Raw genomic sequence first — 23,407 nt, forward strand, 5'->3', positions numbered from 1 at the left:
GCAAACCCGCATGAAATCAACGTTTATGTATTGTTCAGTAGACATTAGCTATGTTTTTAATCAGAGACGCACACAAAACCTGTGCATATATACATTTGTTTGCGGCCATGTGTTAAAATTAGCAGCAAAAAGCCACTTTGGACATAGAAAAAGACAAACCCATCTGTTAAAAAACAGGTCTGTCTTTCTGTGCCATTTGGTCAAAATAGATGCAGGCTACGGTGCGGACAAAAGAACGCGTATTTCATAAGGAATTCAATTTCTTCCAACTGTCCGTAATAGCCATGTGTCTCCTCCGTACATCCCAGAGATTTGGTACATCAAAGCCAATTCTAAATAATTTTATGTCGATGCACGTTTTATCTTTTAAAATATTATTGATTATACTATGGTTTGAATAAAATCCCGCATCGCTAGTATAGACTCTTGCAACTGTTCAGGCGTATATTTTTGATTATTATGGTTTTCGGGGTGATGAATTTGATGCCTAATATACTCAGTGAGAATTAATCGCTCTTCTCTTAGATTCCCATCTCGCAGCAACTTATTATATCTCATCGTAGTTTTCCCGTTTTTATATGTAGCTAATTGCCCCTCTCCTTCAATAAATCCATATAGTTCATTGTGGTATTCTTCTGTAATTTCCGAAAAGGCTAAAAAATTAACTTCATTCAGGGATGGATACGGTAATTGCCCAGGCAACACAGGAGATACGTTTTTTGCGCCATTATTGGCAGTCACGAGCCGTAGATTTTCAAATTCCAACTGCTTTACCAATGCAGCGCTATGTGTAGTAATGATTATTTGAGTATTTGGAATCTCAGAAAGTGCAATAAATGACCTCACTAATATTTTTTGGTGCTCTGTATGCTGAGACGTTTCGGGTTCCTCAATTGCATAAATAATGCTTGAGCTATTTCGCTCAGCCCTTCTTCGCTCAGCTTCTGCCCTAAAAAAGCTTAATAGAATCAGACGCTTTACTCCGCTACCTCGCTTATTAATAGGGATATCTTCATCGCCAGAAATAGATACCTTTTTAAAGACATCGGACCATTTAAGACTTTCGGCTTGCGGGATGACTGGATTTAAACTGTTAGCTAGCTCGGGATTCATTTCTCTTAACTTGTCCAGAGTTCGTGCAGACACCTCTCTAAGCTTAGTCTCAACCACAGTAGCAATCTCTGTCAGCGGCCCCCTCAACTCAGGATCATTCAAAATCTGCTTTGTTGCCTCCGAAAGAGGATCTTGTACTTCGCTATCGCTATCGCTATTTTTTCTATCAGATTGAAAAAGACTATAAAGAGGCAAAGCAGCCTGCAGTTTCTCCCAAATAGGTTTAGCATCGCCTTTGGTTATATCTATTTCAACTTCAGCCAGTTGCAAATTATCCCGATAATGGTTCCAAATGGACGCCCGCATAACAGCATTTTTAGTCATATCGGCGCACGGAATATCCTGACCATTTATAATCGCTTTAAGCTCAGCATTCTTTTTCAATAGAAGTTCATTACAGCTTGGATTTGTCGGATGAAAAGCTTTAACAAATGCTTTTGCTGTTCCAGCGCTAGGATATTTTTTTATTACTTCTAGTTGCCCAGCTTCATTTAATAAATATTCGGATTCTAGAGTTGTTTCATTAGTAGCGTCAATCAAAACACTTTCAGGCAGATCTTCAAAACAAATAGAAATATGTATTTCCGTATCTCCACCCAAAGCTATCTGCTTATTTATATCATCTTTGTCAATCTTAACCACGCCCTTACCCTCATTGAAAAAGATGTCGAGAGCCTCTAATATGGTAGACTTACCAATATCATTTTTCCCAACAAAAGTAGTGAGATTACAGAAATCAATAGTTACTTCATCGCTGTAGCCTCTAAAATTTTTCATCTTTAACGCTTTTATTTTCATGTAAATCTTCCCTCTCTATACGAATATAAGCTTTACAAATCGGATGCAGATATGAGTTTCTTTGTATTGAAAACCAATTCATTTTTTATCTGGTCAGCATCAAGATGAAAAATATCTTTGAGCACATCAGCTATTGCAAAAGCCTCCCAAGGCATGTAGGGAACTCCATGTTTTTGAGTAAAAGGAGCATCTGTTTCGGGTACGATTTGCGAAAGTGGCATCTTTGAAACAAGATTTTTACCTTTTTCCCCTGAAAGCATTGTAGGACTGACACTGAACCAGCAACCAAGCTCATTGGCTCGTTTAACTTCCTGGACGGTTCCTGAAAACCAATGGAGAATAGGGGTACTAGTGGCCAGATTGCTTTCAATAATATCTAAGACCTCTTTTGCCGCATTTCTTGAGTGAATACTAATTATCCTTCCACCACATTTTTCGGCAGCCGAAATAACTTCTCTGAATAAATCTTTTTGCGCTAGAAAAGAAGATTTATATTGCGCAGAACCATCTATGCCAACTTCCCCGATATATTCACAATGGGGGATATTCGATAACAACATATCAATCTCATTCATTTTTGAGGCGAGAACTTCCGGATGCAAGCCAAGTGCCAACTTAACACAATCGATCCCTGCAAATACTTGCTTCGTTTTTTGCCAAGCACGAGGGCTAGTAGTAACGGCCAGCACATATTTGCAGCATCGTTGGACTTCTGGAAGTAACGCAATAGGATCTTTATATAAATCAAGGTGACAGTGCATGTCAATCATAAAATATCGTAGCCCTCCAGAAAGTTTTTAAGTTCATTAATACCACGCGAAACCACTCCTAAATAGGACTTCCGATCCTCAGGAGAAGCAAATGACAGATTTCCTTTAACTAATTTGTTTATACCGGAAAGTTCAACTTGCTTAACTGCTAACGCAACAGCAGTCAAATCCATAAAGTTTGACTTACTAATATCGTCATAACGATAACCTTTTTGTGTGGTGTCGTGTAGGTCAGCCTCTAAAAATGCTGCTCTGCGTACAAGGCAGGGTACACATACGCCACAGTGCCTGAGGCCATGGCGTCGAAATTTGCCACAGCTGTTCGTTTCAAAAATTAGCTCTTCCATCAGTTGTCTATCTTTGCACTCATTAAGAACCTCACCTTTAGTCTTAAACCTGTAAGGCAAAATTAATTTTGCTTTAATTCCAAGTGCATCCCAGATTTCCTGCAGCAACGCCATATAAATCGGATGGGTCGTTTTGGTGCTTAAGCTTCCGATGCGGTTGGCATCTAGAGGAACATTCAAGCTAATGAAACCGTTTTCTGGTACGATTATTTCTGTAGATTCGCCTGTTTCTGAAGTAGCGGCGGCAGATAAGAGCGCGAAAGCAAAGAAAGCAATGGAGCGGGCACGGGTTGATCCCTCCGGTCCCCTTAGTGTCCCAATACTCCACTGGCAGTGATTGCTTCCACCAAAACGGTTAGCAAAATCAACCTGTCGTTTTGCATCACCAATAATGATCTGCGAAACAAATAGTGGATTTCGCTTTTCAGATAGCAGGTCTATTGCGCCAACCAAGCTATCCATGCCGCCGGAAAGCAGGCAGACGCAGTCATTATCTCGTTGACGTGGCTCATATGTAGCTTGAATGAATGGGCTATTAGCGAGTTGGAAGGTTAGTTTCCAAAAGTCCCCCGTGAGAAACTTAAGCATTTTTTCGATTTTTGTCTTTACCGACATCCATTTTTTGGGCTCAGATAAAAATACAGTTAGATCTATCATTCGTGTCCATCCATCGGGACTATCACCTCTGGGAATCAATTTGTCCACGGCAACCACAGAAAATGCAAAGGCAGCAAAATCAAGCGCCGTAACCGACGGAACTATACCGTGTTTTTTCAATTCATGGGGCAATGAAAGCCCCAATGGCCTGACGTTATCGTAAGAACCGTCTGGGCGCGAAAATAACTCAAAATAATCAACATCGTTGTCAAAGTGATCTGGCACTGATGAGCTTGGATAGCAGATTATCTTTCTCATACTGTCACCTCAAATACTTCGAAAGTTCTTTCTATTGCAGTCATCATCACATTATGTAGGTTTGAAGGCTGCTTGTTTTCTAATTCGTTACGAATATCATTTACCTGAGAACTAATTTCAGATTCTAAATATTCGCGCATATCTTTTAGCCTAGTTATGCGATCACCAAGAGGGACATCCTTTGTTTCAAAACCTCGGCCAATATCAAGCTGAATCTTGCTGAAAGCTTCGTAGCCAAGAAATGAAGAAACCAGCGACCAAACATTGTCATCTGAAAGGGCTGCTATATCAATATCAGGATTCTTGTCAAGCAGGTCACTCAATGCATCAGAAACAGAATTGATTGGAGAAGTTTCATCTAAACTTCCTCCATCACCGCAAATATACCCCGCAATAGCGTCAATCATCCCATACACATCAGTATTTTCTGTCCGGTAATTACTAATGATGCTACTTATTGTGGGCTCATTGCCGTCGCGAAGCGCACTAAAAGAAGAATATAATTTAGACGCAATGCTCGCGGAATGACGCATACGGTTTGCTACATTCCGTGCACCCCCCATACCAGTGCGCGAGTAATTCCCTAACGATTTTCTTAGAGAATCCCGGCTGCCAGTCTTTATGTAATCGCCCAAGTTTTGACGAGCACTCCTAAATCGCGCAGGAGGCGCAAGTAATGGCACTGGAGGTGCTTCTTTTTGGGGGGCAGGCGCGTCAGGAGTCTCTGGAGTCTCTGGATTATCAATATCATCCAACCAAGGGGGGTCAAATGAGACGCCGGATTTTGGTCCACCATGCGATGCAGAGGTTCCCATATTTTATTTTCCTCCTTTCGGCGCAATAGCAGTCTTTACGGGTTGAGGCGTATCCGAATCTTTTTGCCATTTAGTTAGCATTTCTGATGCCCAGGTTTTGTTTCGAAGGAGTGGAATGAAAGACGCTTTCCGAGCTTGTGGCGGAATTGTATCTAATATATTGACTAGCCTACATCCTAAATTTGGGTAAGCCTCGGTAATATGCAATATGGCAATAAGATTTTTCTTATCCCACTGGTTTCCACTACCTCTCCGTCCTAGTCTCGTTAATAATTTCTCAGCTTCACTTTCTCCAATATCTTTAATCCTCTCCACTAGTTCATTAAGTATATCTTTGTCTACTGCGGTTAACGCAGTAAAGATTTCGCTGGCCTTCTGAGAGAGCTCATCATAAGCGGCTAAAGATAGTGACTTATCTCGACTCAAATACAATAACGGCCTAATGTCCATATTCCCAAGTTTCGGTTCAAGCTTTAGCCATTCGGTAATGAATGGGGTCTTCCAGTTTGCATCCTCAGGCTCGTAATCCTCTCCGCTTTCTAATTTAGCTTCTATTTCTTGGAGAAAAACCAGCTTTCCATCTTTTGATTCAACGGATTTTTTAACGAGAGATTCAAACGCAGCAGGTGAAGCGCAACGTTCAAATAGTTGCATCTTGACAAGTCCGCTCAATTCAAGCGACATGCCATTAAGACGAGCCACCTTGTCCCTTATTATTAAATTATTCAAAAAGCGTTTAATGAGCCGGGGATTTCCATTGATATGTTCAGCAGTAACCATAATTCCAGCAAGTTGCTCTGCCATATCTATATACTCCTGCATTTTGCCGATGGAGTCACTATCGAAAACTCCTTCAATTTTAGCCTTAGAGATGCCTCCCTGCCAAGCGTTAGACAGCAAAGTCAGCAAATCAGCTTTAACTTTCTCCCAAGTGCCATCTTTTATCTCACTTCTTCTCTCCAGCAATTCAGCAAATAACATTACAAGATATATTTTTACTTCTGCAACGCCTAAATGCGGGACAGACAAAGGAATTTGAATTAATTTATCAAAATAACTTGTCACCAAGCCTTCGGACAGCTCCACATCAGCAAAGTGCGCCTTTACGCTGTTTCGTATCATTTGCTCATCGGCAGCGATAATGAATGCTGTCCTCTCCACAAAAAGCAAAAGCCGCATTGCTTCTAGTGTCGAAATAGCCGTTGAAGGCAAACAGCGATCCAAGTCATCTACTAAGATAACCAGTGTGATGTTTAGCTCTTTAAGAATTTCAGCAAACTCAGCACGAATCTTCTCTATTTGTTGCGGTGTCGATTTTGACGAGTTTTCTTTAAGCAGTGCTTTCATTTCCGGCGCAAGGGTATTGAATGCTGAGCTAACCGCCTCGCTTTTTTCAGCTCCATCTTCGCCGTCTTTATTTTGAAGAAGGTTAGTAATCGCACCCATTAAAGATGCTACCCCTCCAACAGCGACCCCCCCAGGCACAAAACCCATGGATAGCGGAACGGCCATTTTTGCAACTTGGAGCCAATTGATGCGACTAATGAATCCTTTTACTTTTCCGGTAAGGTCTTTTGCCATGTCGCTACGTTTCTTGCTTTCTTCAAGAAGCTTGTCCGAAACAGCTTGCAATAGAGCTGCTCTGGCATCATCATAGCCTTGGTATAGCCATGCGTTGAATTCTAGAAAAACATAATTTTTTTCTTTATCATCTTTGCCGTTATCCTTCAGCTTTAAAGATTCACCTATCATTTTTACCAGTGACGATTTACCAGCGCCCCAACTGCCGGAAACACCAATAGAAATTGGCTTGGCTCCTGATTCAGAGATCAGTTCGGCAACCGTATTGGCAATTACAGAAAAGTTAAGAAAATCTTGGGTTGTTTCAGCATCATTCCACATATTGTATTTCACTCCTCCAAATCAATATTATCTATATAAACCTGTACCAAATTACTACATAGCCTCACCAATAAATAAAAGGTGAAAAGAGTTTGACAATCATTCAACGATTATCAACATACTTTCTCCGACCATCTTTGGGCTTCGCCGCATCCTTAGGTATTGCCCAAGTAACCCCAAACCGAACAGCACCCGGTATTTTGCCCTGTGCGCAGAGCACCTGCACCCGGCGTGGAGTGATCGCCCATTTCTCCGCCGCTTCTTTCGCTGTCATATAGTCCATTAAAACGTTCCTTTGCCAAATAAATATTGTATATATTATATATCGCAGCAGCGAACAAAGCAATCGAATTTGTGTAAATTATGGAAATATTCACAGTATTATGGTGAAACAGATTGAGAAATATCAGAAATTCTGCCCAAAGGAGAAACGCCTCCAGCTTTGTGGCGGCTTTTCCTGCTATTTCTATTCACTCGGCAGTTCCTGTTCCATTTCCATATTGTTATCAAAGGTGATTCGGATTCGGTCTGCGGATAAAACCACCACCTTGGTGATAATCCCTTTGACCACATCATCACGATATTCCTTTACGCTAAGGTCAATATGTTCCATTGTGTAAAGCAGTTCATGAATTCGGGCTTGCGTGTTTTGAGCGAGCATGGTCTGCTCTTGATGCTCTCCAAGCTGCCCTTGCAGTGCCTTTATCTCCGCAGCGATTTCCTCAAACTTGGTATCGAAGTAATCCGCACCGGCACTGGATTTGGAGCTGAGTTCCACTAAATCCATCATTACGCTCTGCAGTTCGGCGATACGGTTTTGGACAGCCGCTTCATTAAAGCTGTCATCCTCCTGTGAACTGATGGCAAGCCGCAGGCCTGCCTTGAGGGTTTCGATAACATCGGCCTTATCCTCATCCAGCCGGTTCAGGGCGGTAACGATAGCTTGGTGCAACCGGCTTTCCTCAATGGTAGGGGATTCCTTGCAGTATTTAGTACCGTATTCCAAGCGGTTGATGCAGCGCCAGACCACCTTTTTCTTGCCGTTTCTCGCCCAAGTGACCCGGCGATACTGCGTACCGCAGTCACCGCAGCAGAGAAGCTCGGTCAGCGCATATTTGCTGCTGTATTTTCCTTTTTCGGTTTTCACAGCTTTCTTGGCCACCTTGCGCTTCCCGGCTCTCCGGACAATTTCCTCCTGCACAAGGTTGAATAAATCCCTTGAAATAATCGGCTCATGGTTTCCGGTGACATAATATTGCGGGATTTCACCGTTGTTTTTTCGAGTTTCCTTGGTTAAGCAGTCCACCACATAGGTTTTCTGCAGCAGGGCATCGCCGATGTAACGCTCATTCCGGAGCATATACTGCAGTACGCCAACTGACCATTCCTGCTTGCCGGTGGGGGAGAGAATTTCGTCTGCCTCCAGCGATTCCTTTATTTTCCGAACGCTGGCACCGGAGTAATAGTTCCGGAAAATCCGCTTGACGATTTCTGCTTCCTCCGGCACAATTTTGGGCTGACCGTCCTCGCCTTTTTCATAGCCTAAAATACGGGAGTATTGAAAGGGAACCTTTCCGCTTTTGAAGCTCTGGCGCTTGCCCCATGTGACGTTGCGGCTGATGGACTCACTCTCAGCCTGCGCAAAGCCGCTGAGGAAGCACAGCGCCATTTCGCTGGCCATCTCCATCGTATTGATGCCCTCTTTTTCAAAGATGATGGGGATGCCTTTTGCCTTGAGTTTTCGGATATACCCGATGGCATCCAGTGTGTTTCTGGAAAACCGGGAGACGGATTTGGTCAGCACCATGTCGATCTTGCCTTTTTCACACAGTGACATGAGCTTGAGAAACTCAGTGCGCTTTTTGGCGCTGGTTCCGGTAATGCCCTCATCGGCAAAAATACCGGCAAGCTCCCAATCCTTGTTTTTGCTGATTTTATCAGTATAATAAGCAATCTGCGCGGCATAGCTGGACTGCTGTTCTTCCTGTTCGGTGCTGACCCGGCAGTAGGCCGCCACACGCAGCTTTCTCTTTCTTGCATTGGACTTGGTTAAAAGAACATTGGCGGGGATTATATCGACCCTTTTTTGTACAGGTGTTATAGTCTGTGTTTGCATGGCGGTTACTCCTTTCCAACCGGCTTTCCGTTCATCATTCGCAGCCTCAGGCCGCCGTCCGCATCAATGACCACTTGCTTGACGGTATCCTCAAATAGTCCGACTGAAAAGGCATCCAGCGGCGGCTGTTTCTCGAATATCGCCAGCAGCTGGCGGGTTAAGTATTCCGGCTCCGTATCGGCACAGGCCTCATATTTTGCGGCGGCGCAGCCAAATATCAACAGCTTGGTGTAGTCGCTGTCCACCTCGCTTTTTTCCAGCTCCCGGTTAATTTGGTTTTCTGTCCGGGCAACATCAAGGGAATAATGCTCTCGATGCAGTGAAGGAAGCTCCAGCAGGCTCGGATTGCTGATAATCGCATTCAGGATTGCTGTTACGCTCTCCAGCAGAGCTTGGTCGGTGATGCGCGTGGGGGTAATGCGCCCCTCGGCGGCGCAGCACCACGCTTCATAATTCTTGCTTCTGCCATCCCTTTTGTATTTGGCTCCACAAGCCCCACAAATCGCCTTACTGCGGATGCTGTCCAGTTCCTCGGATAAAGGCTCCCCTCGGATTTTCTGCCCGATCAGGGCGGTCACAGCCCCGAACGTATCGACAGGGATAATCGGCGGGAAGTCATCCCTGCCGCAGTAGCGTGAATTCTCCAGCATCCGCTTGACCCTGTGCTTATTCCAGTCGGTGCGGTTCTCCATATAGGAGATTGCTTTGGCGGTGAGGCTTTCGGCAATCCGGCGATAGGACATTCCGGCTTGGTAATCCTCGAAAACCTGCCGTACCACAGAGGCCTCCACTTCATGGATGCACAGCACACCATTTTGGATGTGGTAGCCGAAAGGAAGGTATCGGTTTTTCTTCATCGCCCGAGCACCTCCTTTGGCAGCCGCTCGGTAAAGGCAAAACCACCGATTAAGCAGAATTTCAGTTTATCCTGCTCGGTGACGACAATCTGATTGACAATGCTGTGAAACAGAGTTTCGTCAAAGCCGGTCAGGTACGGCGCTTCCTGTTCCATTAGCTCAATCAGCAGCTTGCAGTCGGAAATCATCTCATCGTCCGCATCGCTTTCCAGCAGCCTGCGGCGGTTGCGCTTTAAAAGGTCGAGCTGTTGATTGATTTCATTGTTTTTCTGCATAAAAATAGCAGAGTCCATGTAACCTTTCGTCCTGAGACGATTCAGTACCAGACTCTGCTTGGTGAGTTCCGCTATTTCCTGATTGATGCTTCCGACTTTTGCATCGCTCATGGTGATTTTGGATTTGAGATCCATCAGCTCTGTTAAGGCGGAGGAGAGAATATAGCGGCTATTCTGTTTTAGCTTGTTAACCATTCGGATAAAGGCCTGTATAATGGCATCTTCCCGGATTTGGCGGATTTCGCAAAGCTCCTTGCTGCGGAAGTGCTTATGGCAGACCCAATAGGTTTTGCCGTTGGTCACCCTGCGGGAGAAGTTCATACCGCATTTGCCGCATTTGATTTTTTGTGAGAATGCATACTGCCTGCCACGACCCTTGCTTGGGCAGAGGGCGTTACGGGTTTTCATCAGCTGCTGCGCCTGCTCAAACTCCGACCGGCTGATGATCGGCTCATGGGAGCTGGTGATGTAATAGCGGTCACGCTCACCCTTGTTGCGCTTGGTTTGAAAGGGCATGGTATTGGTGGTGTAGGATTTCTGCAGCAGGGCATCGCCGATGTAACGCTCACTTTTGAGAATATAGCTGACTGCGGTATACAGCCATTTTATCTCTCCATTCTTGCAAGGGATGCCATCGGCGTTCAATTCGGTTGCTATTTGATCCATGCTCTTGCCGGAGAGGTAGCTTCCAAATATCCGGCGCACCACGGTTGCTTCCTTGGGATTGGGGATCAGGATATTATCGACAAGGTCGTATCCGTAGGGGGCGCAGCAGCAAGTGAAGCTGCCGTTCTGCATCCTCCGGGCGTAGCTCCAGCGCATATTGTTGGAGATGGAGGTGGATTCCTCCTGAGCGATGGAGCTGAAGGCTCCGATGATCATCTCATCGTGCATGTCCGCTGTCTTGAGTCCATCTTCCTCAAATTCCACTTCGATGCCAAGGGCTTTCAGCTCCCGGACGGTGGAGAGGCAGTCGTGGATATTCCTTGCAAACCGGGAAACGGATTTTACAAGGATGCGGTCGATTTTGCTCTTTCTGCAGTCGGAAAGCATCCGCTGAAATTCCTCTCGCTTATCTGAACGGGTTCCGGTGATACCCTCATCGGCATAAATGTCCACCAGTTCCCATTCGTCATTTCCGGCTATCAGAGAGGTGTAATGCTCCATCTGCACGGAAAAGGAATTCAGCTGGTCAGCGGAATCGCTGCTGACTCTGGCGTAGGCGCAGACACGCAGCTTGGGCGGTGCATAGCGGTAAATGGCGTTTACCGGTTCAATAACCTGTACCTGCGGCATGGCGGCACCTCCTTTAGTTTTCGTGTTTTCATGTATGGTGGCTCCTTTCGTGTGAGTTCAATACCTTTTAGGTATTAGCACACACGATACCACATAGATGCGGACATAGCTATCACAAAATTCACTAAATAATCCGGAGCCTCGGCTTGTACTTTTCGACCACAAATCCATCTGCGATTTCAAATTCTTTAAGGCTGATTTTGCCTTGCTCCAGAAGATAGGTGAGGAAGTTGTGCGCCATTAAATAACGGACTTCATTGACCGGTTCTGTTTTCGTCATAGCGTTTCCTCCTATCGCAATTGAAACGGCGGCATTGCAAAATCAGAGAGCTTGATTTCACCCTCCAGCGGAGAGTAAATGCTGATCCCGCAGCCGCTGATTGTTTGAATAAACTCTATTGTCTTTGCCGTATCCCGCCCGATTCGGCTCACCGAATCCACCAGTAAAACCTGAAAACTCCCGGCTTTCGCCGCTTCCAGAACGGCCTGTAGGCCGGGGCGGTTGAAGTTCAGGCCGCTGCCCAAGTCCTGAGAAGAACCGATAACCGTAAAATCCATCTGTGCGGCATAGGTTTCCAGTCTTTCATATTGCCCTTTCAAAGTGCCATGTACATCCTCCGGCGCATCGATGCGGCAGTAAATCCATGCGGATTTCTGATCCATAGAAAATTACTCCTTTCACAAGCGCAGGCTCATTTGAGGTTCCGGCAGCAGGGCATCCAGACCGAAGCTCACGGCTAAGGCTTCATTAATCTGCTGCATCTGTTGTTCACTCAAATGGCCTATGTACTCACGCAGACGGGAACGGTCAATGGTTCGCACCTGCTCCAGCAGCACAAGAGAATTCTGCCGCAGGCCATACTGCTGGCTGCACAGCCGGATGTGGGTAGGCAGATGACCTTTTTCAGTGCGGCTGGTGATGGCGGCCACAATAACGGTAGGGCTGTAGCGGTTGCCGATATTGTTTTGGACAATCAAAATCGGCCTGATACCGCCCTGTTCGCACCCGACAACCGGAGTTAAATCGGCGTAGAACATATCGCCTTTGTAGATACGCATTTCACATTCCTCCTCCTTTTTGCGAAATCATTGTTATACCACAAGGATAAGGACAGCCGCCGATTGTGACCGGGTTACCCGCAGGGCGGCTGTCCTCATAGTTTCTGATATAACAAAACTCTTGTTCTTCGTTTTCTGCTGCTTCTATTCGACACTACTTCCCGAAGCAGAACACCACAGGCAGAGCGCCTGCGGTATAAGGACGATTTCGTCCTTTGGGCAGTCAGCTTAAACCAGCCTTGGTTATTGGCTGTCATGGGACTCTCACCCCCACCGGGTTCTCCGGCGGCTGCACCCATTGCGATGTCTGTGGCTGTGCAGAAGTATCATTATAGGCTGTTCAGGTCATGGCGGGGCAATCCACCACGGATTGCTTTATGGACGGACATTTTTCGCTCGGCACCTTTGATGCTATCGTATTGACGAATAGCTCTGACCTATCCGCAGATGGTCTTGGCGTGTCCTCCAAAGTCGCTTTCCCCTCATCGGAGCTGAACAGCTAACGTATTTAAGCTGCTGGATATGACCGAATGGCTTCGGTATTTTTCAAGGAACACGAGAGAGATAGAAAATCCCCCTCACTTCTATAAAGGAAAAAGTGAGGGGGCGTACAACCGAAAAAATTAGTAATCAATCATTTTTTTCAGTTTGTCCAGTATCTTCTTTTTGCGTTTACTGATGGCCTGTTGCGTGACCAATAGTTCTGCTGCCAGATCTGCTTCCTTTTTATCATTGAAAAACAGTTTATCAATGAGGAAGCGTTCATCTTCCGGCAAGGATTGAAGAGCAATCCACAGTGTTTTCAGTTGCTCCTGATGAATGAGCTTATCCACAATATCCGGCTGAACACGGACGATGAGGTAATCGATGTTGACACCATCGTCTTGGAACCGTTCCAGCGACAGCTCATTCTGGCGGATCAGTTTATTCTGATAACGTTCTGCTTCACGCTCTTTATGGTAGGCACGGTAGATAGCCTCGCTGACCTCTACCCGCTGCCGTTTTACTACGATGGTATATTTTTTGTTCTCTGACATATGCTTGTCCTCCAAATTTTCAAAATGTGATTGAAAACGAAGGACAAGAGGCGGCGACCGGCACCGGGGTATGATTCTGTGCAGAAAAAAAAGAGCATACCTATGGACATGACCGTCCGTTGGTACACTCTTATATAATATTTCATGTTTTATGTGCTCTAATGGTTCGTGTTGGTGGGCATAGTTATCCGCTGAGGAACACAGGTTTTTTTTAACGAATCACCTATGTAAATAGCGGTTATGCAGATTGCTTAATGTCGCTGCAGCAAATGCGCAGCGGTGTAGCCTGTAAAGACCAACACATAAGAAATCCCTCCAAACTTTACGGGTTTGGAGGGATGGTAAAAGATATTCGAGCATGGGGAAAGCCCCGCCAAAGCGCCGTTTTTTTTATTCGGCGGGTATACCAAACTGTTTGCTCTTAACTGCAAATCATCATATTGCATTTAATTAAGATACTGACTACGAATATATAGAATAAGCTACTCAACTGTTTCTATTGATTCCACGATATTCATTTTAGCAATCTTCTTTAACGGGATATAAGTTGCTATTAAACAGGCAAGAATTGAAATAACTGCTGCTTCTGCAATGGAAAGGAGTGGGATTGATACGAGCTGTAATGTATCTGTACCAGCAGAGCTGACGAAAATTGTACAAATATATCCTGCAATAGCTCCAATTATGGAAGCTATAATTCCGTAATATGCCCCCTCCCAAAGAAAGGTTTTATAAAGGCTTCCTGCACTCATGCCGATAGCTCGTTGAACCCCGATTTCGGTTATACGTGTATGGATGTTTGTGTACACCGTGTTAATGATGTTTAGAATACCAATTAATCCCACAAATAAAATCAATCCCCACGCCAGCAATCTGATTTGTTCATAACTTTCCTTAAGCTGTTGATCTGTGTTTGCATAAGAAAGCCATGTGCCGCCGTTTTTACTGCAAAGCTCTTGTACTGCCTGTTCTACGAAAGAACGATCTGCATCCTGTGTAAGTGTTGGATAAAGCTCTGTGTAACCAGGTCTTTGTGTAATCTTATCGTAGACAGTATCAGATACTACAACCTGAATGCCATTGATAAATCCCTCATTTTCAAGCGTAATAGGAGAATCCAGCAATCCAACCACCTTTAAAGAAGTGTCATTTACTACAACATTATCGCCTACCGACAGGACAGTATTCTTTACTTCTGTCCCACCAAAGGAAATGGGGATAGGATTTTGAATGAAACATGCTGCACCATTTGTTAATGCTTGCAAATCTGATTCAGAAAGTGTAGGAACTAAACCTTTCAATCTTTCGCCGTCAATACCGATCATCTGCATCGTTTCGCCCGGCTGTGGCGTGATAGAGGTTTCGATATCTTTCAATTCTCCATTTTCATCCTGCTGATACAGGCTGTATTTTAAAGTGGATATAGACTGAATGCCCAAAACATTTTTTAATTCTACCAGTTCTTCTGGAGAGAATCCAATGGTTTGGCTGGTCATGGAATAATCCCCAAGGTGCATTTTCTGAACATCGTCAGAAACATCCAAAAGTCCTGAAAAACTTTGCAATGCTACGAATACGGTAATACTCATGACAAGAGAAAGAATAGTAACCGCTGTTCTACCTCGGTTTCGCTTCATATTCATTCGTGCATAAAAGGCTTCAAAATTGCGAATATGTTTTGTTTTTCTATTTCGCCGTTTGACGGTGGTTGTTTGCCCCAACATAGCAATTGTGGGTGATACTTTTGCCGCATATCGGGCGGCAGGCATTGCAGAAACCAGCGCAAATATAATTGTAATTCCTGCACTGACTAACAATGGGACTGTTTTGCTTCCCGCATTTTGAGCGATCATCGCTGCAAGCTCTGCTTCAGAGCTTGCTAAAAAGATAGCAGGATTGAAAAAGCCACTTGCAGCTGTTGTCACACCCTGAGCGGATAATCCAAGCAAAATTCCAATCGGAATACCGATGCCACATAGAATCACAAGCTGTAAAGAAACGAGAAGATACAACTTTCCTTTCTCAGCACCAATTGCCCTTAACACACCATATTCTTTGACTCGTTTTATGACTGCAATTTTAAGAATATTGTAGACCACCAGTCCGGCCGCAAGTAGAACCAGCGCACCAATCAGAACACCCGCCAAAGCCATATAAGAAAATCCCGATCCGGTTTCAGTGGTTGCTTCCGATTTATACTCAATTCCAACCGCAGAAAGCATCGTGTCGTTATATTGAATGCAGTATTCCGGTATGTTGTACTGTAAAGCCAAATCATCTATTGTTTTTTGAAATGACTTTTTCTCAGCCGTGCGGATATCAATGGAGTATAGCATATACTTATCAGGCAGCACTTTTTCTGATGTACCTGTGCCGACGATACCCATAACAGTACCGCTTACATAACCCACATAATTTGATTTCAGAATTCCTGTTAGGATAAAGTCGTGGGTGTAGTCATAGCCAGCTTCGGTATCTCTCAAAAGAGAGATGTGAAGATTAAGGGAAATGGTGTCGCCAATTTTACCTTGAAAATCAAGCATATCCAAGATGTTTTGTGGCAAGGCAATTTCCTCTGCCTTTTCAGGAAGTTTTCCACTTTCAAGCTGTGAATCCGATGGATAAGCAGAAAGGGCGTTTCCCATATATTCTCTAAGCAAAACAGATATTTTGCTGTTTTTTATATCTGCCCTTCCGATGGAAATAACACTGCCTGCATAAGCAAGACGAGGATCTACTGATAATTCACTTGCCTGCTCTTTGGTCAGTTGATGCAAGGTTGCATATCTATTTCCATTCAGATTAATTGCTTGGCTTTGCTGCATAGCACTCAAAATACCAATTGACTGCCCAATTACGGTTGTCATCATGGTGGATAGAATCACTGCAATTAAAATTAGTATAGAGGTGACTTTTTGCGCCCATAGTTCTTTCCATGCAAGGGTACGATAGGATTTCATTTCGCTGTCACCTCCGAGAGAACACCGTCCACAATAACAAATTGCCTGTCTGCCATTGTAGCTATCCGGTTATCATGGGTAATAATCACAAGTGTCTTTCCCATTTTGTGCTGTATATTTTTGAGCATTTCCATTACCTCGCCGCCGCTTTTACTATCAAGATTTCCGGTTGGTTCATCGGCAAAAATAATATCCGGCTCAGCAATCAGGGCACGGGCAATGGCTACACGCTGTTGCTGCCCACCCGACAGCTCATGGGGCAAATGGGTTAATCGGTCGCTGATGCCGAGTAAATCCGTAAGCCGTTTCAGATATGTTTCATTAGGCTCTTTCTTGTCAAGTAACAGCGGCATGGTGATATTTTCCTTTGCTGTCAGAACAGGAAGCAGATTAAATTGCTGAAAGATAAAACCAATTCTTTGTCTGCGAAAAGCAGATAGTTCCTTGTCACTGAAGCTGTAAATTTCTTTCCCGTCATAAGAAAGGTTGCCTGATGTGGGTTTATCCAGACCCGAAAGAATATGCAGCAATGTGCTTTTTCCACTGCCCGATGGGCCCATAATCGATATAAAATCACTGGACGCAATTTCTAAGTTAACCTTGTTTAAAGCAATAACTTTGTTTTCGTCGTTGCCATAAATCTTTGAAATTTCTTTGGCTTCAATTATCATAAAAAACACTCTCCTTATTTTTGTTATAAGGAGAGTGTAAAATATAAATCTCAAAAATCTCTCAAGATTGTAAAATTAAAAAACGAGCGGTTACTTTTGCCCCGTTTGGGATGTTTTCTACTTTTAAATTTCCTCCATGTTTTTGGCAAAGTAGGGAGCATACATAAAGTCCCATGCCAAAATGTTCTTGCTCGTCCCGGTTATCATCTCTTAAAAAGGGGCGAATTCCTTTTTGAAGAAGCGCAGGTGAAAAGCCAGTTCCGTCATCAGATACGCATACAATAATTTTTTCTGTATCATAGGACAGGTTTATTTGGATTGTTGTTTCCGCATATCTTAAAGCATTGCTGACAAGATTTTCGATTACGTTTTGAAGAATAGACTTATCGACAGATACTTCAGTATCAACTCTTGTGGAAGTAAACTTTATTTCTATTTTTTCATAATTGCCGAGAAAGGATATGCTTTGTTCTAATTCCTTTAAAAGAACCGACCAGCGTGTAACTTGCGGAGCATAGTTCCAATCCTCTATTTTTTGAGCGGTAGACATTGCTTCTACATAGGTTTCTATTCGGGAAGTGTACTGGGTTATCAGAGAAAGGGACTCTTTCATGTTAGAATAATCCGGTTTCTCACCTGACAAATTCTTCTCCAATAATTTTGCGCATCCTTTTAAAACTGTTACAGGATTTCTTAAATCATGGGAGAACGCAGCATTCAGCCTTTTTCGTTCTTCCATCTGTCTCCAAAGATCTTGGTTATTCGATTGAAGTTCTATGCGCATTGTTTCAAAAGCGGCGCAAAGTTCTCCAAGTTCATCGCTTGAAAGCTTTTCTACCGTAAAATCCAAGTCTTGCTTCCGTATCCGGTCGGCACTGTTTTGTAAAACAACAAGAGGCTTTTTTAACTTAATACGATAAAAGGTAATGTCAGCCAAGACCAATGATACTACCACAAAGAAAAGTGGCAGGGCAAATTGCAAAATATCGAATAATAAATAGTTTGCATTACGATTATTTTCTTCTGTTGTTGCGTTTTGGTATGAAGAAGCAATCTCGCCATTTTCATCTACAGTAATTTCATATTGAGGGTATGATTCGACCTTGCTTCGAAGTTCCACACATGCCACAAAGGATATGGCAGATAATAACAGCCCAACACACAAAAAGAGTGCGCTAATTACAAAAAATGACTGTTTTAAGCTTCTATTTTTCAACCATTCCATTTATAACCCACCCCCCAAACTGTTTCAATATAGCTGTGAAGTGAAAGTGCGGCAAGCTTTGCTCTTATCTTACGAATATGCTCCATAATGGTATCACTATTCCCATCACCATCAAGTCCCCACACCAAATCGTATATTCGTTCTCTATCAAACACCTGTCCTGCATTCATGGATAAAAGTTCGACAATATCAAATTCCTTTTTTGAAAGAAAAACATCGTATTCTTTTATAGTAACCTGCCTCTTGGAATAGTCTATTGCCATATCTTCAAAGAACCGAACAGTCGACTGCTCCTGTCTGCGGTTTTCACGCCTTAAGTGTGCTGTTACCCTTGCACCTAATTCATCAAGGTCAAAGGGTTTTACAATATAATCATCTGCGCCAGCACTGAACCCATTTATCTTGTCGTTCGTTTCAATACGGGCAGTTAAAAATAAAATAGGGCATGTAATATGTTCTCGAATGCGCCGGCAGACGGTAAGGCCATCTATATCAGGCATATTGATATCCAGTAAAATTATATCAGGATTATGTGCCGCTTTTTGTAATGCTTCATTTCCGTTATATGCGGTGTAAACAGAATACCCTGACATTTCAAAATAATTTTTCATCATGGTGACAATACCTTTTTCATCGTCTACCAATAATATCTTTTTACTCATATCTTCAAACCTCCTTTCGCAGAATGCTTTTTATTATCTCAACTAAATCTCAAGATTTCCTCAAGTTTTCTTTAATCGTTTGTCTGCAGGTTTTGGAGCATCCTTGGGGATTGCCCAAGCACGACCGAAGCGAACCGCTCCGTCAATTCTATTTTCTTCACAGAGCTTTTGTATTCTCCGCTTGGAGATTTCCCATTTGCCAGAAGCCTGCTGCACAGATATATAATCAAGCATTTGTATTCCTCCACCATGTATATTGCTTACAGTATATACGCATAAGCGAATAAAATCAACACTTCGTTCGGTATATATATGTTCGTTCTTACAGTCATTAGTGGTTCGTTCTCAATCCTATGCCCATACTGTAAAATTGGGATGGGAGGTGAACTAACAGTGGAGGAATTACTGAACTCATTTGGCCAGACCATAAAGGATGCCCGAATTGCAGCAGGCATGACACAGGATGCGCTTGCGGAACAGGCCGGGGTCACGACAAGGTACATAATGGCCATCGAGAATGAAAACAAACATCCAAGAATGCCGGTGCTGCTCAAGATTATTCGCACCTTGAAAATATCAGCCGATACGATCTTTTATCCTGAAATTCAACATACAGACAGAGAAAAAGAACAGCTTTTGCACATGATCCAGCTGTGCGGTGAAAAGGAAATCAAAATAGCTGCCGCAACCGTCAAAGCATTATTGGATGCCAGATAAGCAGAATCCATCTTCTATCTTCGAGGATGGATTTTCTTCATGTCAAAGAGATAGATTGTCTTTTCTCTGTGTTTAAGAAATCCTTAGAGTGACAGGTTCACTGCATAGGCCATGATGACACATACCATATGCCGCCGACAGGACGCACTGTTCCCTTGGCGGCAGGGTATGTGTTTTTCATTTCACCGTAAACAATAAACTGCTCTTGCCGCCATTTTCCCGCCAGCGCTGTTCCTTTTGAAGATGGCCTGTCTTTTCAAGGTCAGCGATGGCTCTCTGCACTGTGCGGCGGGAGAGCTTCAAGTCCTTTGCAATGGTACCGATGGAAGGGTAACAGGTTCCGTCTTTGTTTGCCCGGTCTTTCAAATAACGGTACACCACTACGGCACGGTGCGGAACATCCGCAGCATAGATAGAGGATAAATAACTCAATCACGAACACCTCCTTAATCCGTGCGCAGAGGCATAGCAGGAGGCTCCGGATCATGCTCCGGTACCAGTGTGTGCAGCGTACCTCCGCTTGGGTCATCGTAGGGAGGCTCCGGCATTTCGGCAAAGTCCTCCTCGTCATAGGCACAGCCCCGCTGGAGGATTTCCTGCTCCAGTTCAAAGCGGTCGGCATAGTGAACCTTTCGGGCGGCACGTTCTTCCACCTCAAAGGTTTTTCCGAACCGGATGCCCCATTTGAGGAACAGCGGCAGCTTGGTGCGCATGGGACAGCAGCCGGTCTTGGCCAAAATAAAATTGCCCTTGGGCAGGGTTTTCAGCTCATCGGGTGTCATCAGAGGCCTTTGGATCATCTGCAGGCTCTGGCTGGGATCATTCTTTCCTCTGCTGATGGAGCCAGACATGACAGTCTTGTTTCCCAGCGCTCTTGAGAGAATATCGGCGCTTTCCGAGTTGGGCGCAAAGCCACCAAATAAAATATCCTGACAGTTATCGATGATGATGGCGGAACCCTCCTTGCCGTAGTTTTTCTCAAGCTGTGCAAAGGACTGGATGATGGGTACCATGCTGATGCGGCGGGAACGGCCTGCGGAGAACATCATCTCCATTGACTGGATTTTCGGGATGGTTCCGATCTCATCGGCAAAGATCATAACCCGGTTGGGGAGCTTGCCGCCGTATTCATCAGCGACTGTGAGCATCTCCCGATAGAGCTGCTGGAGGAATAAAGACACCATAAAATATTTCGTGTTATCTTCCTCCGGCAGCACGATGAAGATTGCACACTTCTCCTTGCAAAAGGTTTCCGTATCCAGCGAGCTGTCAAAACACAGAATCTGCTCCATTTCCGAATCCAGAAAGGCATTGAGGCGTGACATCGCTGTGGACAGCACAGACGCCATCGCTTGGTCGGCGGTATTGAGGGCGGCTCCCGCAAACCACTTTGCCTTGTGGTCGGAGGGCAGCTTATCCATCAACAATTGAAACTGGCTTTTATTTTTCACCGGCGAGGGAGCCAGCAAGTCCTGTATCATTTTGAACACCGATATGATGTGCCGCTTTTCCGGAGGGCAGTATTCCGCAATCAGCAAAATCACCGAGGTAAGTAAGCCCTCAGCAGCATCGTAGAAGAAGGCATTTTGACCGTAGCTTGCCGAGTCCTCGCCGCTGCTGGAAATGATGGTCTTGGCAGTAATCTTGGCATACTTCTCGGCCTTGGCTTTCATGGAGAGGTTCTCCGGATTTTCCATATAGGCATCCATGTAACGGTTCACCAGCTGCAGGATGTTATCGCCGTCCGAGCGGGTGGGGTTGCGCAGATCCAGCACCGATATTTTGTATCCGTAGTATTCCTTTGCGATGCCTGCGTAGTTTCGGAACAGGTCGCCCTTGGTATCGGTGCAGAGCCAGCTCATGCCGGAGGCACAGGCGTATTCGATGTTGGGATAAAGAAAGTTTGCGGTTTTGCCTACACCGGCAGCACCGATCATGAGGCAGTGAATGTCACCCTCATCAATAAGGGCGATGGTAGCACCGGCCTTTTGCTTACAGCCCACCACAAGCCCCTGCAGGGCGGGCAGATTCTGCCCACGTCGCCATTTCTCCGGCTCATAGGGTACATGGGTGTATGTCCGTTTGATTTCGTTTTCTGTGGCGAAGCGGGCGGTACCGTGCTGACCGTCACCGACCGTTTTGGATTTGATGCCGCTAAGAGTGTAGTAATGTGCCAAAAGAGAAAGGCCGCCGATGACGAAGAACATCACGGCGGCTACTGCTATGAGAATATATACTTGGGATGGCATGATAAATTCCTTTCTTCTGTTCGTGAGAATTTGATGGTATAATAAAATCAAAATAGTTCGTTTTCGACGAGTAAGATGACTTAATGGGGGTGGATATATGAGCGAGATTTTAGTTTTTTCCAACAGGGCAGCGTTTCGTGAATGGTTACACAAAAACGGAACAAGCAGTGAAGGTGTATGGTTGCTTTTCGGCAAAAAGGGCGGGCCAACCACGCTTACTGCTACTGAGGCATTGGAAGAAGCCTTGTGCTACGGCTGGATCGACGGACAAATGCAAAGCCTTGACAGCACAAAATACAAAAAATATTTTGCGTGTCGTATGGCAAATAGTAAATGGTCGGATAAGAATAAGGCGTTAGCTATGAAACTTGAGGAGCAAGGGGTAATGACCGATTATGGCAGAGAGAAAATAGCGGAGGCCAAGAAAAATGGTCAGTGGAATGCTCCTAAATCTCCAGTGATTTCAGATGAACAGATAGCAGCTTTATCTGATTTGCTAAAAGAACATGAACCGGCCTATACGAATTTTCAGGCTATGTCCCCATCTGTAAAAAAGACTTATACACGGGCATATTTTGATGCAAAAACAGATGCCGGACGGGATAGCCGCTTGTCATGGATGATTGAGCGCCTCAATAAAAATCTAAAACCCATGTAATAGGTTTTAATAACAGTAGTTCTGCTTTCATCGCATCACCATAGCTGATATTATATGCTTCTGCGAGCATGATGCTTTCAGATCCTCATTCCAATCCTTGTGTGCCGAAACACCGTACACCACATCTTCAAATCCCTGCTCCTTTAAAGTTTTATGAATGCGGCTGGCTGCCTTATGTCCGGCTTCATCATTATCAAGACAGAGTGTTACTCTTTGAAGCTGCGGATACAGCTCCAACAGCTTCAGCACAGGTTGCTCCGACACACCGTTTAGCGCCACATAGCTGGCGTTTTTCCAGTTCTGCGGATGTAGGCTGATGTACGACAGCAGATCGATGGGCGCTTCAAATACAAACAGGTTATGGGGATAAGGATTTTTCGAGATGTAATGAAAGCTGTAAGCCGGATGGCTGCCCTCCACATTGATGCGGAAGCTGCTGCCGGTTGCTGTGCTTTTCTTATGGGCATGACGTACAATGCCTTTTTCATCAAAGCCCACAAATACAACATTGTGGTATTCGGCATCCTCAAACAGCAGCTTTTCTCTGGCAAACTCGGACAGTACCTCCCGGCTGATACAACGCTGCTTGATGAGGTAGGCAAACACCCGGCGCATATCCGTATGAGCTGGCGGCAAAACAAAAGGCTTTCGCTGCTCCGGTTCGCTGCTTTTACTGTGCTGCCGGTATTCCACGCCCTGCTCACCGCCCAGCAGCAGGCTGACCGCCTCCGGGAAAGACAGATTGTAGAGCCGTTTCACAAGGTCGATGGCATAGCTGCCCTCCTCAGAAGCGTGATCGTACCAGCGGTTGCCCCGCACCGTAATGCTGTGATCTTTTGCCAGCCGCTTATCTCTGCCGGAGGGCAGGAGCTTCTCTCCCTGCCGCTGGAGGAAATCCACCAAGTCCACGGAGTTGGCTCGTTCCTTTTGTTCGTCTGTAAAATAAATATAGCCTGACACACTAA

Annotated in this window: 23 protein-coding genes; 2 read left to right on the top strand and 21 right to left on the bottom strand. The window is 44.8% G+C overall.

What is annotated here, in order from left to right; all coding sequences use genetic code 11:
• Positions 1 to 381 precede the first annotated feature (381 nt).
• From U6B65_11580 to U6B65_11665, 18 genes are all read right to left on the bottom strand, one after another.
• The gene (locus U6B65_11580) at positions 382 to 1,911 is read right to left on the bottom strand and encodes an ATP-binding protein (protein WRS26962.1); all 1,530 of its coding nucleotides are present in this window, start codon (positions 1,909 to 1,911) and stop codon (positions 382 to 384) included.
• A 32-nt stretch (positions 1,912 to 1,943) separates the two neighbouring features.
• Positions 1,944 to 2,681 carry a Qat anti-phage system TatD family nuclease QatD gene (gene qatD / locus U6B65_11585; GenBank protein WRS26963.1) on the bottom strand — a complete coding sequence of 246 codons (738 nt, stop codon included), beginning with the start codon at positions 2,679 to 2,681 and terminating at the stop codon, positions 1,944 to 1,946.
• Complete coding sequence (qatC, locus tag U6B65_11590) at positions 2,678 to 3,943, bottom strand: Qat anti-phage system QueC-like protein QatC (protein WRS26964.1); 1,266 nt, start codon at positions 3,941 to 3,943, stop codon at positions 2,678 to 2,680. The genes qatD and qatC overlap by 4 nt, the downstream gene beginning before the upstream one ends.
• Positions 3,940 to 4,758 carry a Qat anti-phage system associated protein QatB gene (gene qatB, locus U6B65_11595; GenBank protein ID WRS26965.1) on the bottom strand — a complete coding sequence of 273 codons (819 nt, stop codon included), beginning with the start codon at positions 4,756 to 4,758 and terminating at the stop codon, positions 3,940 to 3,942. The genes qatC and qatB overlap by 4 nt, the downstream gene beginning before the upstream one ends.
• Before the next feature lie 3 nt (positions 4,759 to 4,761).
• Positions 4,762 to 6,660, bottom strand: a complete 1,899-nt coding sequence (locus tag U6B65_11600; GenBank protein WRS26966.1) for a P-loop NTPase fold protein — start codon at positions 6,658 to 6,660, stop codon at positions 4,762 to 4,764.
• Between the two features lie 103 nt (positions 6,661 to 6,763).
• Positions 6,764 to 6,943 carry a helix-turn-helix domain-containing protein gene (locus U6B65_11605; protein WRS26967.1) on the bottom strand — a complete coding sequence of 60 codons (180 nt, stop codon included), beginning with the start codon at positions 6,941 to 6,943 and terminating at the stop codon, positions 6,764 to 6,766.
• 183 nt (positions 6,944 to 7,126) lie between these two features.
• Complete coding sequence (locus U6B65_11610) at positions 7,127 to 8,776, bottom strand: recombinase family protein (protein WRS26968.1); 1,650 nt, start codon at positions 8,774 to 8,776, stop codon at positions 7,127 to 7,129.
• 5 nt (positions 8,777 to 8,781) lie between these two features.
• Positions 8,782 to 9,633, bottom strand: coding sequence for a recombinase family protein (locus U6B65_11615; protein ID WRS26969.1), 852 nt, complete (start codon positions 9,631 to 9,633; stop codon positions 8,782 to 8,784).
• Entirely contained in the window at positions 9,630 to 11,204 is a 1,575-nt protein-coding gene (locus U6B65_11620; protein ID WRS26970.1) for a recombinase family protein, read from the bottom strand. Before U6B65_11620 ends, U6B65_11615 begins: the two co-directional genes overlap by 4 nt.
• A 124-nt stretch (positions 11,205 to 11,328) precedes the next feature.
• Positions 11,329 to 11,484 (bottom strand): SHOCT domain-containing protein, encoded by a 156-nt coding sequence (locus tag U6B65_11625; protein ID WRS26971.1) that lies wholly within the window; start codon positions 11,482 to 11,484, stop codon positions 11,329 to 11,331.
• 11 nt (positions 11,485 to 11,495) lie between these two features.
• Positions 11,496 to 11,867, bottom strand: a complete 372-nt coding sequence (locus U6B65_11630; GenBank protein ID WRS26972.1) for a recombinase family protein — start codon at positions 11,865 to 11,867, stop codon at positions 11,496 to 11,498.
• Positions 11,868 to 11,882: 15 nt separating this feature from the next.
• Positions 11,883 to 12,263: a type II toxin-antitoxin system PemK/MazF family toxin gene (locus tag U6B65_11635; GenBank protein ID WRS26973.1), complete on the bottom strand. Its 381-nt coding sequence runs from the start codon at positions 12,261 to 12,263 to the stop codon at positions 11,883 to 11,885.
• Positions 12,264 to 12,886: 623 nt separating this feature from the next.
• A complete protein-coding gene (locus U6B65_11640; protein ID WRS26974.1) occupies positions 12,887 to 13,300 on the bottom strand; it encodes a sigma factor-like helix-turn-helix DNA-binding protein in 414 nt (137 codons plus the stop codon).
• Positions 13,301 to 13,782: 482 nt separating this feature from the next.
• Complete coding sequence (locus U6B65_11645; protein ID WRS26975.1) at positions 13,783 to 16,260, bottom strand: FtsX-like permease family protein; 2,478 nt, start codon at positions 16,258 to 16,260, stop codon at positions 13,783 to 13,785.
• Positions 16,257 to 16,931, bottom strand: a complete 675-nt coding sequence (locus U6B65_11650) for an ABC transporter ATP-binding protein (GenBank protein WRS26976.1) — start codon at positions 16,929 to 16,931, stop codon at positions 16,257 to 16,259. Before U6B65_11650 ends, U6B65_11645 begins: the two co-directional genes overlap by 4 nt.
• Positions 16,932 to 16,992: 61 nt before the next feature.
• Positions 16,993 to 18,156, bottom strand: a complete 1,164-nt coding sequence (locus U6B65_11655) for a HAMP domain-containing sensor histidine kinase (protein ID WRS26977.1) — start codon at positions 18,154 to 18,156, stop codon at positions 16,993 to 16,995.
• Positions 18,144 to 18,818: a response regulator transcription factor gene (locus U6B65_11660; protein ID WRS26978.1), complete on the bottom strand. Its 675-nt coding sequence runs from the start codon at positions 18,816 to 18,818 to the stop codon at positions 18,144 to 18,146. Before U6B65_11660 ends, U6B65_11655 begins: the two co-directional genes overlap by 13 nt.
• 60 nt (positions 18,819 to 18,878) lie before the next feature.
• Positions 18,879 to 19,052: a DNA-binding protein gene (locus U6B65_11665; protein ID WRS26979.1), complete on the bottom strand. Its 174-nt coding sequence runs from the start codon at positions 19,050 to 19,052 to the stop codon at positions 18,879 to 18,881.
• A 159-nt stretch (positions 19,053 to 19,211) separates the two neighbouring features.
• Between U6B65_11665 and U6B65_11670 the strand changes: the two genes are divergently transcribed.
• Entirely contained in the window at positions 19,212 to 19,535 is a 324-nt protein-coding gene (locus U6B65_11670; GenBank protein ID WRS26980.1) for a helix-turn-helix transcriptional regulator, read from the top strand.
• A 177-nt stretch (positions 19,536 to 19,712) separates the two neighbouring features.
• Here the strand turns inward: U6B65_11670 and U6B65_11675 are convergent, their stop codons facing one another.
• Both U6B65_11675 and U6B65_11680 read right to left on the bottom strand, forming a co-directional pair.
• Positions 19,713 to 19,967: a helix-turn-helix domain-containing protein gene (locus U6B65_11675; protein WRS26981.1), complete on the bottom strand. Its 255-nt coding sequence runs from the start codon at positions 19,965 to 19,967 to the stop codon at positions 19,713 to 19,715.
• A 14-nt stretch (positions 19,968 to 19,981) separates the two neighbouring features.
• Positions 19,982 to 21,784, bottom strand: a complete 1,803-nt coding sequence (locus U6B65_11680; protein ID WRS26982.1) for a type IV secretory system conjugative DNA transfer family protein — start codon at positions 21,782 to 21,784, stop codon at positions 19,982 to 19,984.
• A 97-nt stretch (positions 21,785 to 21,881) separates the two neighbouring features.
• Here U6B65_11680 and U6B65_11685 point away from each other — a divergent pair, with 97 nt between their 5' ends.
• Positions 21,882 to 22,442, top strand: coding sequence for a YdeI/OmpD-associated family protein (locus tag U6B65_11685; GenBank protein WRS26983.1), 561 nt, complete (start codon positions 21,882 to 21,884; stop codon positions 22,440 to 22,442).
• Between the two features lie 27 nt (positions 22,443 to 22,469).
• Here U6B65_11685 and U6B65_11690 read toward each other — a convergent pair whose 3' ends face one another.
• Entirely contained in the window at positions 22,470 to 23,402 is a 933-nt protein-coding gene (locus U6B65_11690; GenBank protein WRS26984.1) for a DUF3991 and toprim domain-containing protein, read from the bottom strand.
• Between the last annotated feature and the right edge of the window lie 5 nt (positions 23,403 to 23,407).

It is taken from the genome of Oscillospiraceae bacterium MB08-C2-2, assembly GCA_035621215.1.
In the GTDB taxonomy this organism is placed as follows: domain Bacteria; phylum Bacillota; class Clostridia; order Oscillospirales; family Ruminococcaceae; genus WRAV01.

What these genes read in the sequence shown, in the direction of transcription:
- U6B65_11580 (WRS26962.1), bottom strand. Translation starts at nt 1,911, where the DNA reads ATGAAAATAAAAGCGTTAAAGATGAAAAATTTTAGAGGCTACAGCGAT.
- qatD (WRS26963.1), bottom strand. Translation starts at nt 2,681, where the DNA reads ATGATTGACATGCACTGTCACCTTGATTTATATAAAGATCCTATTGCG.
- qatC (WRS26964.1), bottom strand. Translation starts at nt 3,943, where the DNA reads ATGAGAAAGATAATCTGCTATCCAAGCTCATCAGTGCCAGATCACTTT.
- qatB (WRS26965.1), bottom strand. Translation starts at nt 4,758, where the DNA reads ATGGGAACCTCTGCATCGCATGGTGGACCAAAATCCGGCGTCTCATTT.
- U6B65_11600 (WRS26966.1), bottom strand. Translation starts at nt 6,660, where the DNA reads ATGTGGAATGATGCTGAAACAACCCAAGATTTTCTTAACTTTTCTGTA.
- U6B65_11605 (WRS26967.1), bottom strand. Translation starts at nt 6,943, where the DNA reads ATGGACTATATGACAGCGAAAGAAGCGGCGGAGAAATGGGCGATCACT.
- U6B65_11610 (WRS26968.1), bottom strand. Translation starts at nt 8,776, where the DNA reads ATGCAAACACAGACTATAACACCTGTACAAAAAAGGGTCGATATAATC.
- U6B65_11615 (WRS26969.1), bottom strand. Translation starts at nt 9,633, where the DNA reads ATGAAGAAAAACCGATACCTTCCTTTCGGCTACCACATCCAAAATGGT.
- U6B65_11620 (WRS26970.1), bottom strand. Translation starts at nt 11,204, where the DNA reads ATGCCGCAGGTACAGGTTATTGAACCGGTAAACGCCATTTACCGCTAT.
- U6B65_11625 (WRS26971.1), bottom strand. Translation starts at nt 11,484, where the DNA reads ATGACGAAAACAGAACCGGTCAATGAAGTCCGTTATTTAATGGCGCAC.
- U6B65_11630 (WRS26972.1), bottom strand. Translation starts at nt 11,867, where the DNA reads ATGGATCAGAAATCCGCATGGATTTACTGCCGCATCGATGCGCCGGAG.
- U6B65_11635 (WRS26973.1), bottom strand. Translation starts at nt 12,263, where the DNA reads ATGCGTATCTACAAAGGCGATATGTTCTACGCCGATTTAACTCCGGTT.
- U6B65_11640 (WRS26974.1), bottom strand. Translation starts at nt 13,300, where the DNA reads ATGTCAGAGAACAAAAAATATACCATCGTAGTAAAACGGCAGCGGGTA.
- U6B65_11645 (WRS26975.1), bottom strand. Translation starts at nt 16,260, where the DNA reads ATGAAATCCTATCGTACCCTTGCATGGAAAGAACTATGGGCGCAAAAA.
- U6B65_11650 (WRS26976.1), bottom strand. Translation starts at nt 16,931, where the DNA reads ATGATAATTGAAGCCAAAGAAATTTCAAAGATTTATGGCAACGACGAA.
- U6B65_11655 (WRS26977.1), bottom strand. Translation starts at nt 18,156, where the DNA reads ATGGAATGGTTGAAAAATAGAAGCTTAAAACAGTCATTTTTTGTAATT.
- U6B65_11660 (WRS26978.1), bottom strand. Translation starts at nt 18,818, where the DNA reads ATGAGTAAAAAGATATTATTGGTAGACGATGAAAAAGGTATTGTCACC.
- U6B65_11665 (WRS26979.1), bottom strand. Translation starts at nt 19,052, where the DNA reads ATGCTTGATTATATATCTGTGCAGCAGGCTTCTGGCAAATGGGAAATC.
- U6B65_11680 (WRS26982.1), bottom strand. Translation starts at nt 21,784, where the DNA reads ATGCCATCCCAAGTATATATTCTCATAGCAGTAGCCGCCGTGATGTTC.
- U6B65_11685 (WRS26983.1), top strand. Translation starts at nt 21,882, where the DNA reads ATGAGCGAGATTTTAGTTTTTTCCAACAGGGCAGCGTTTCGTGAATGG.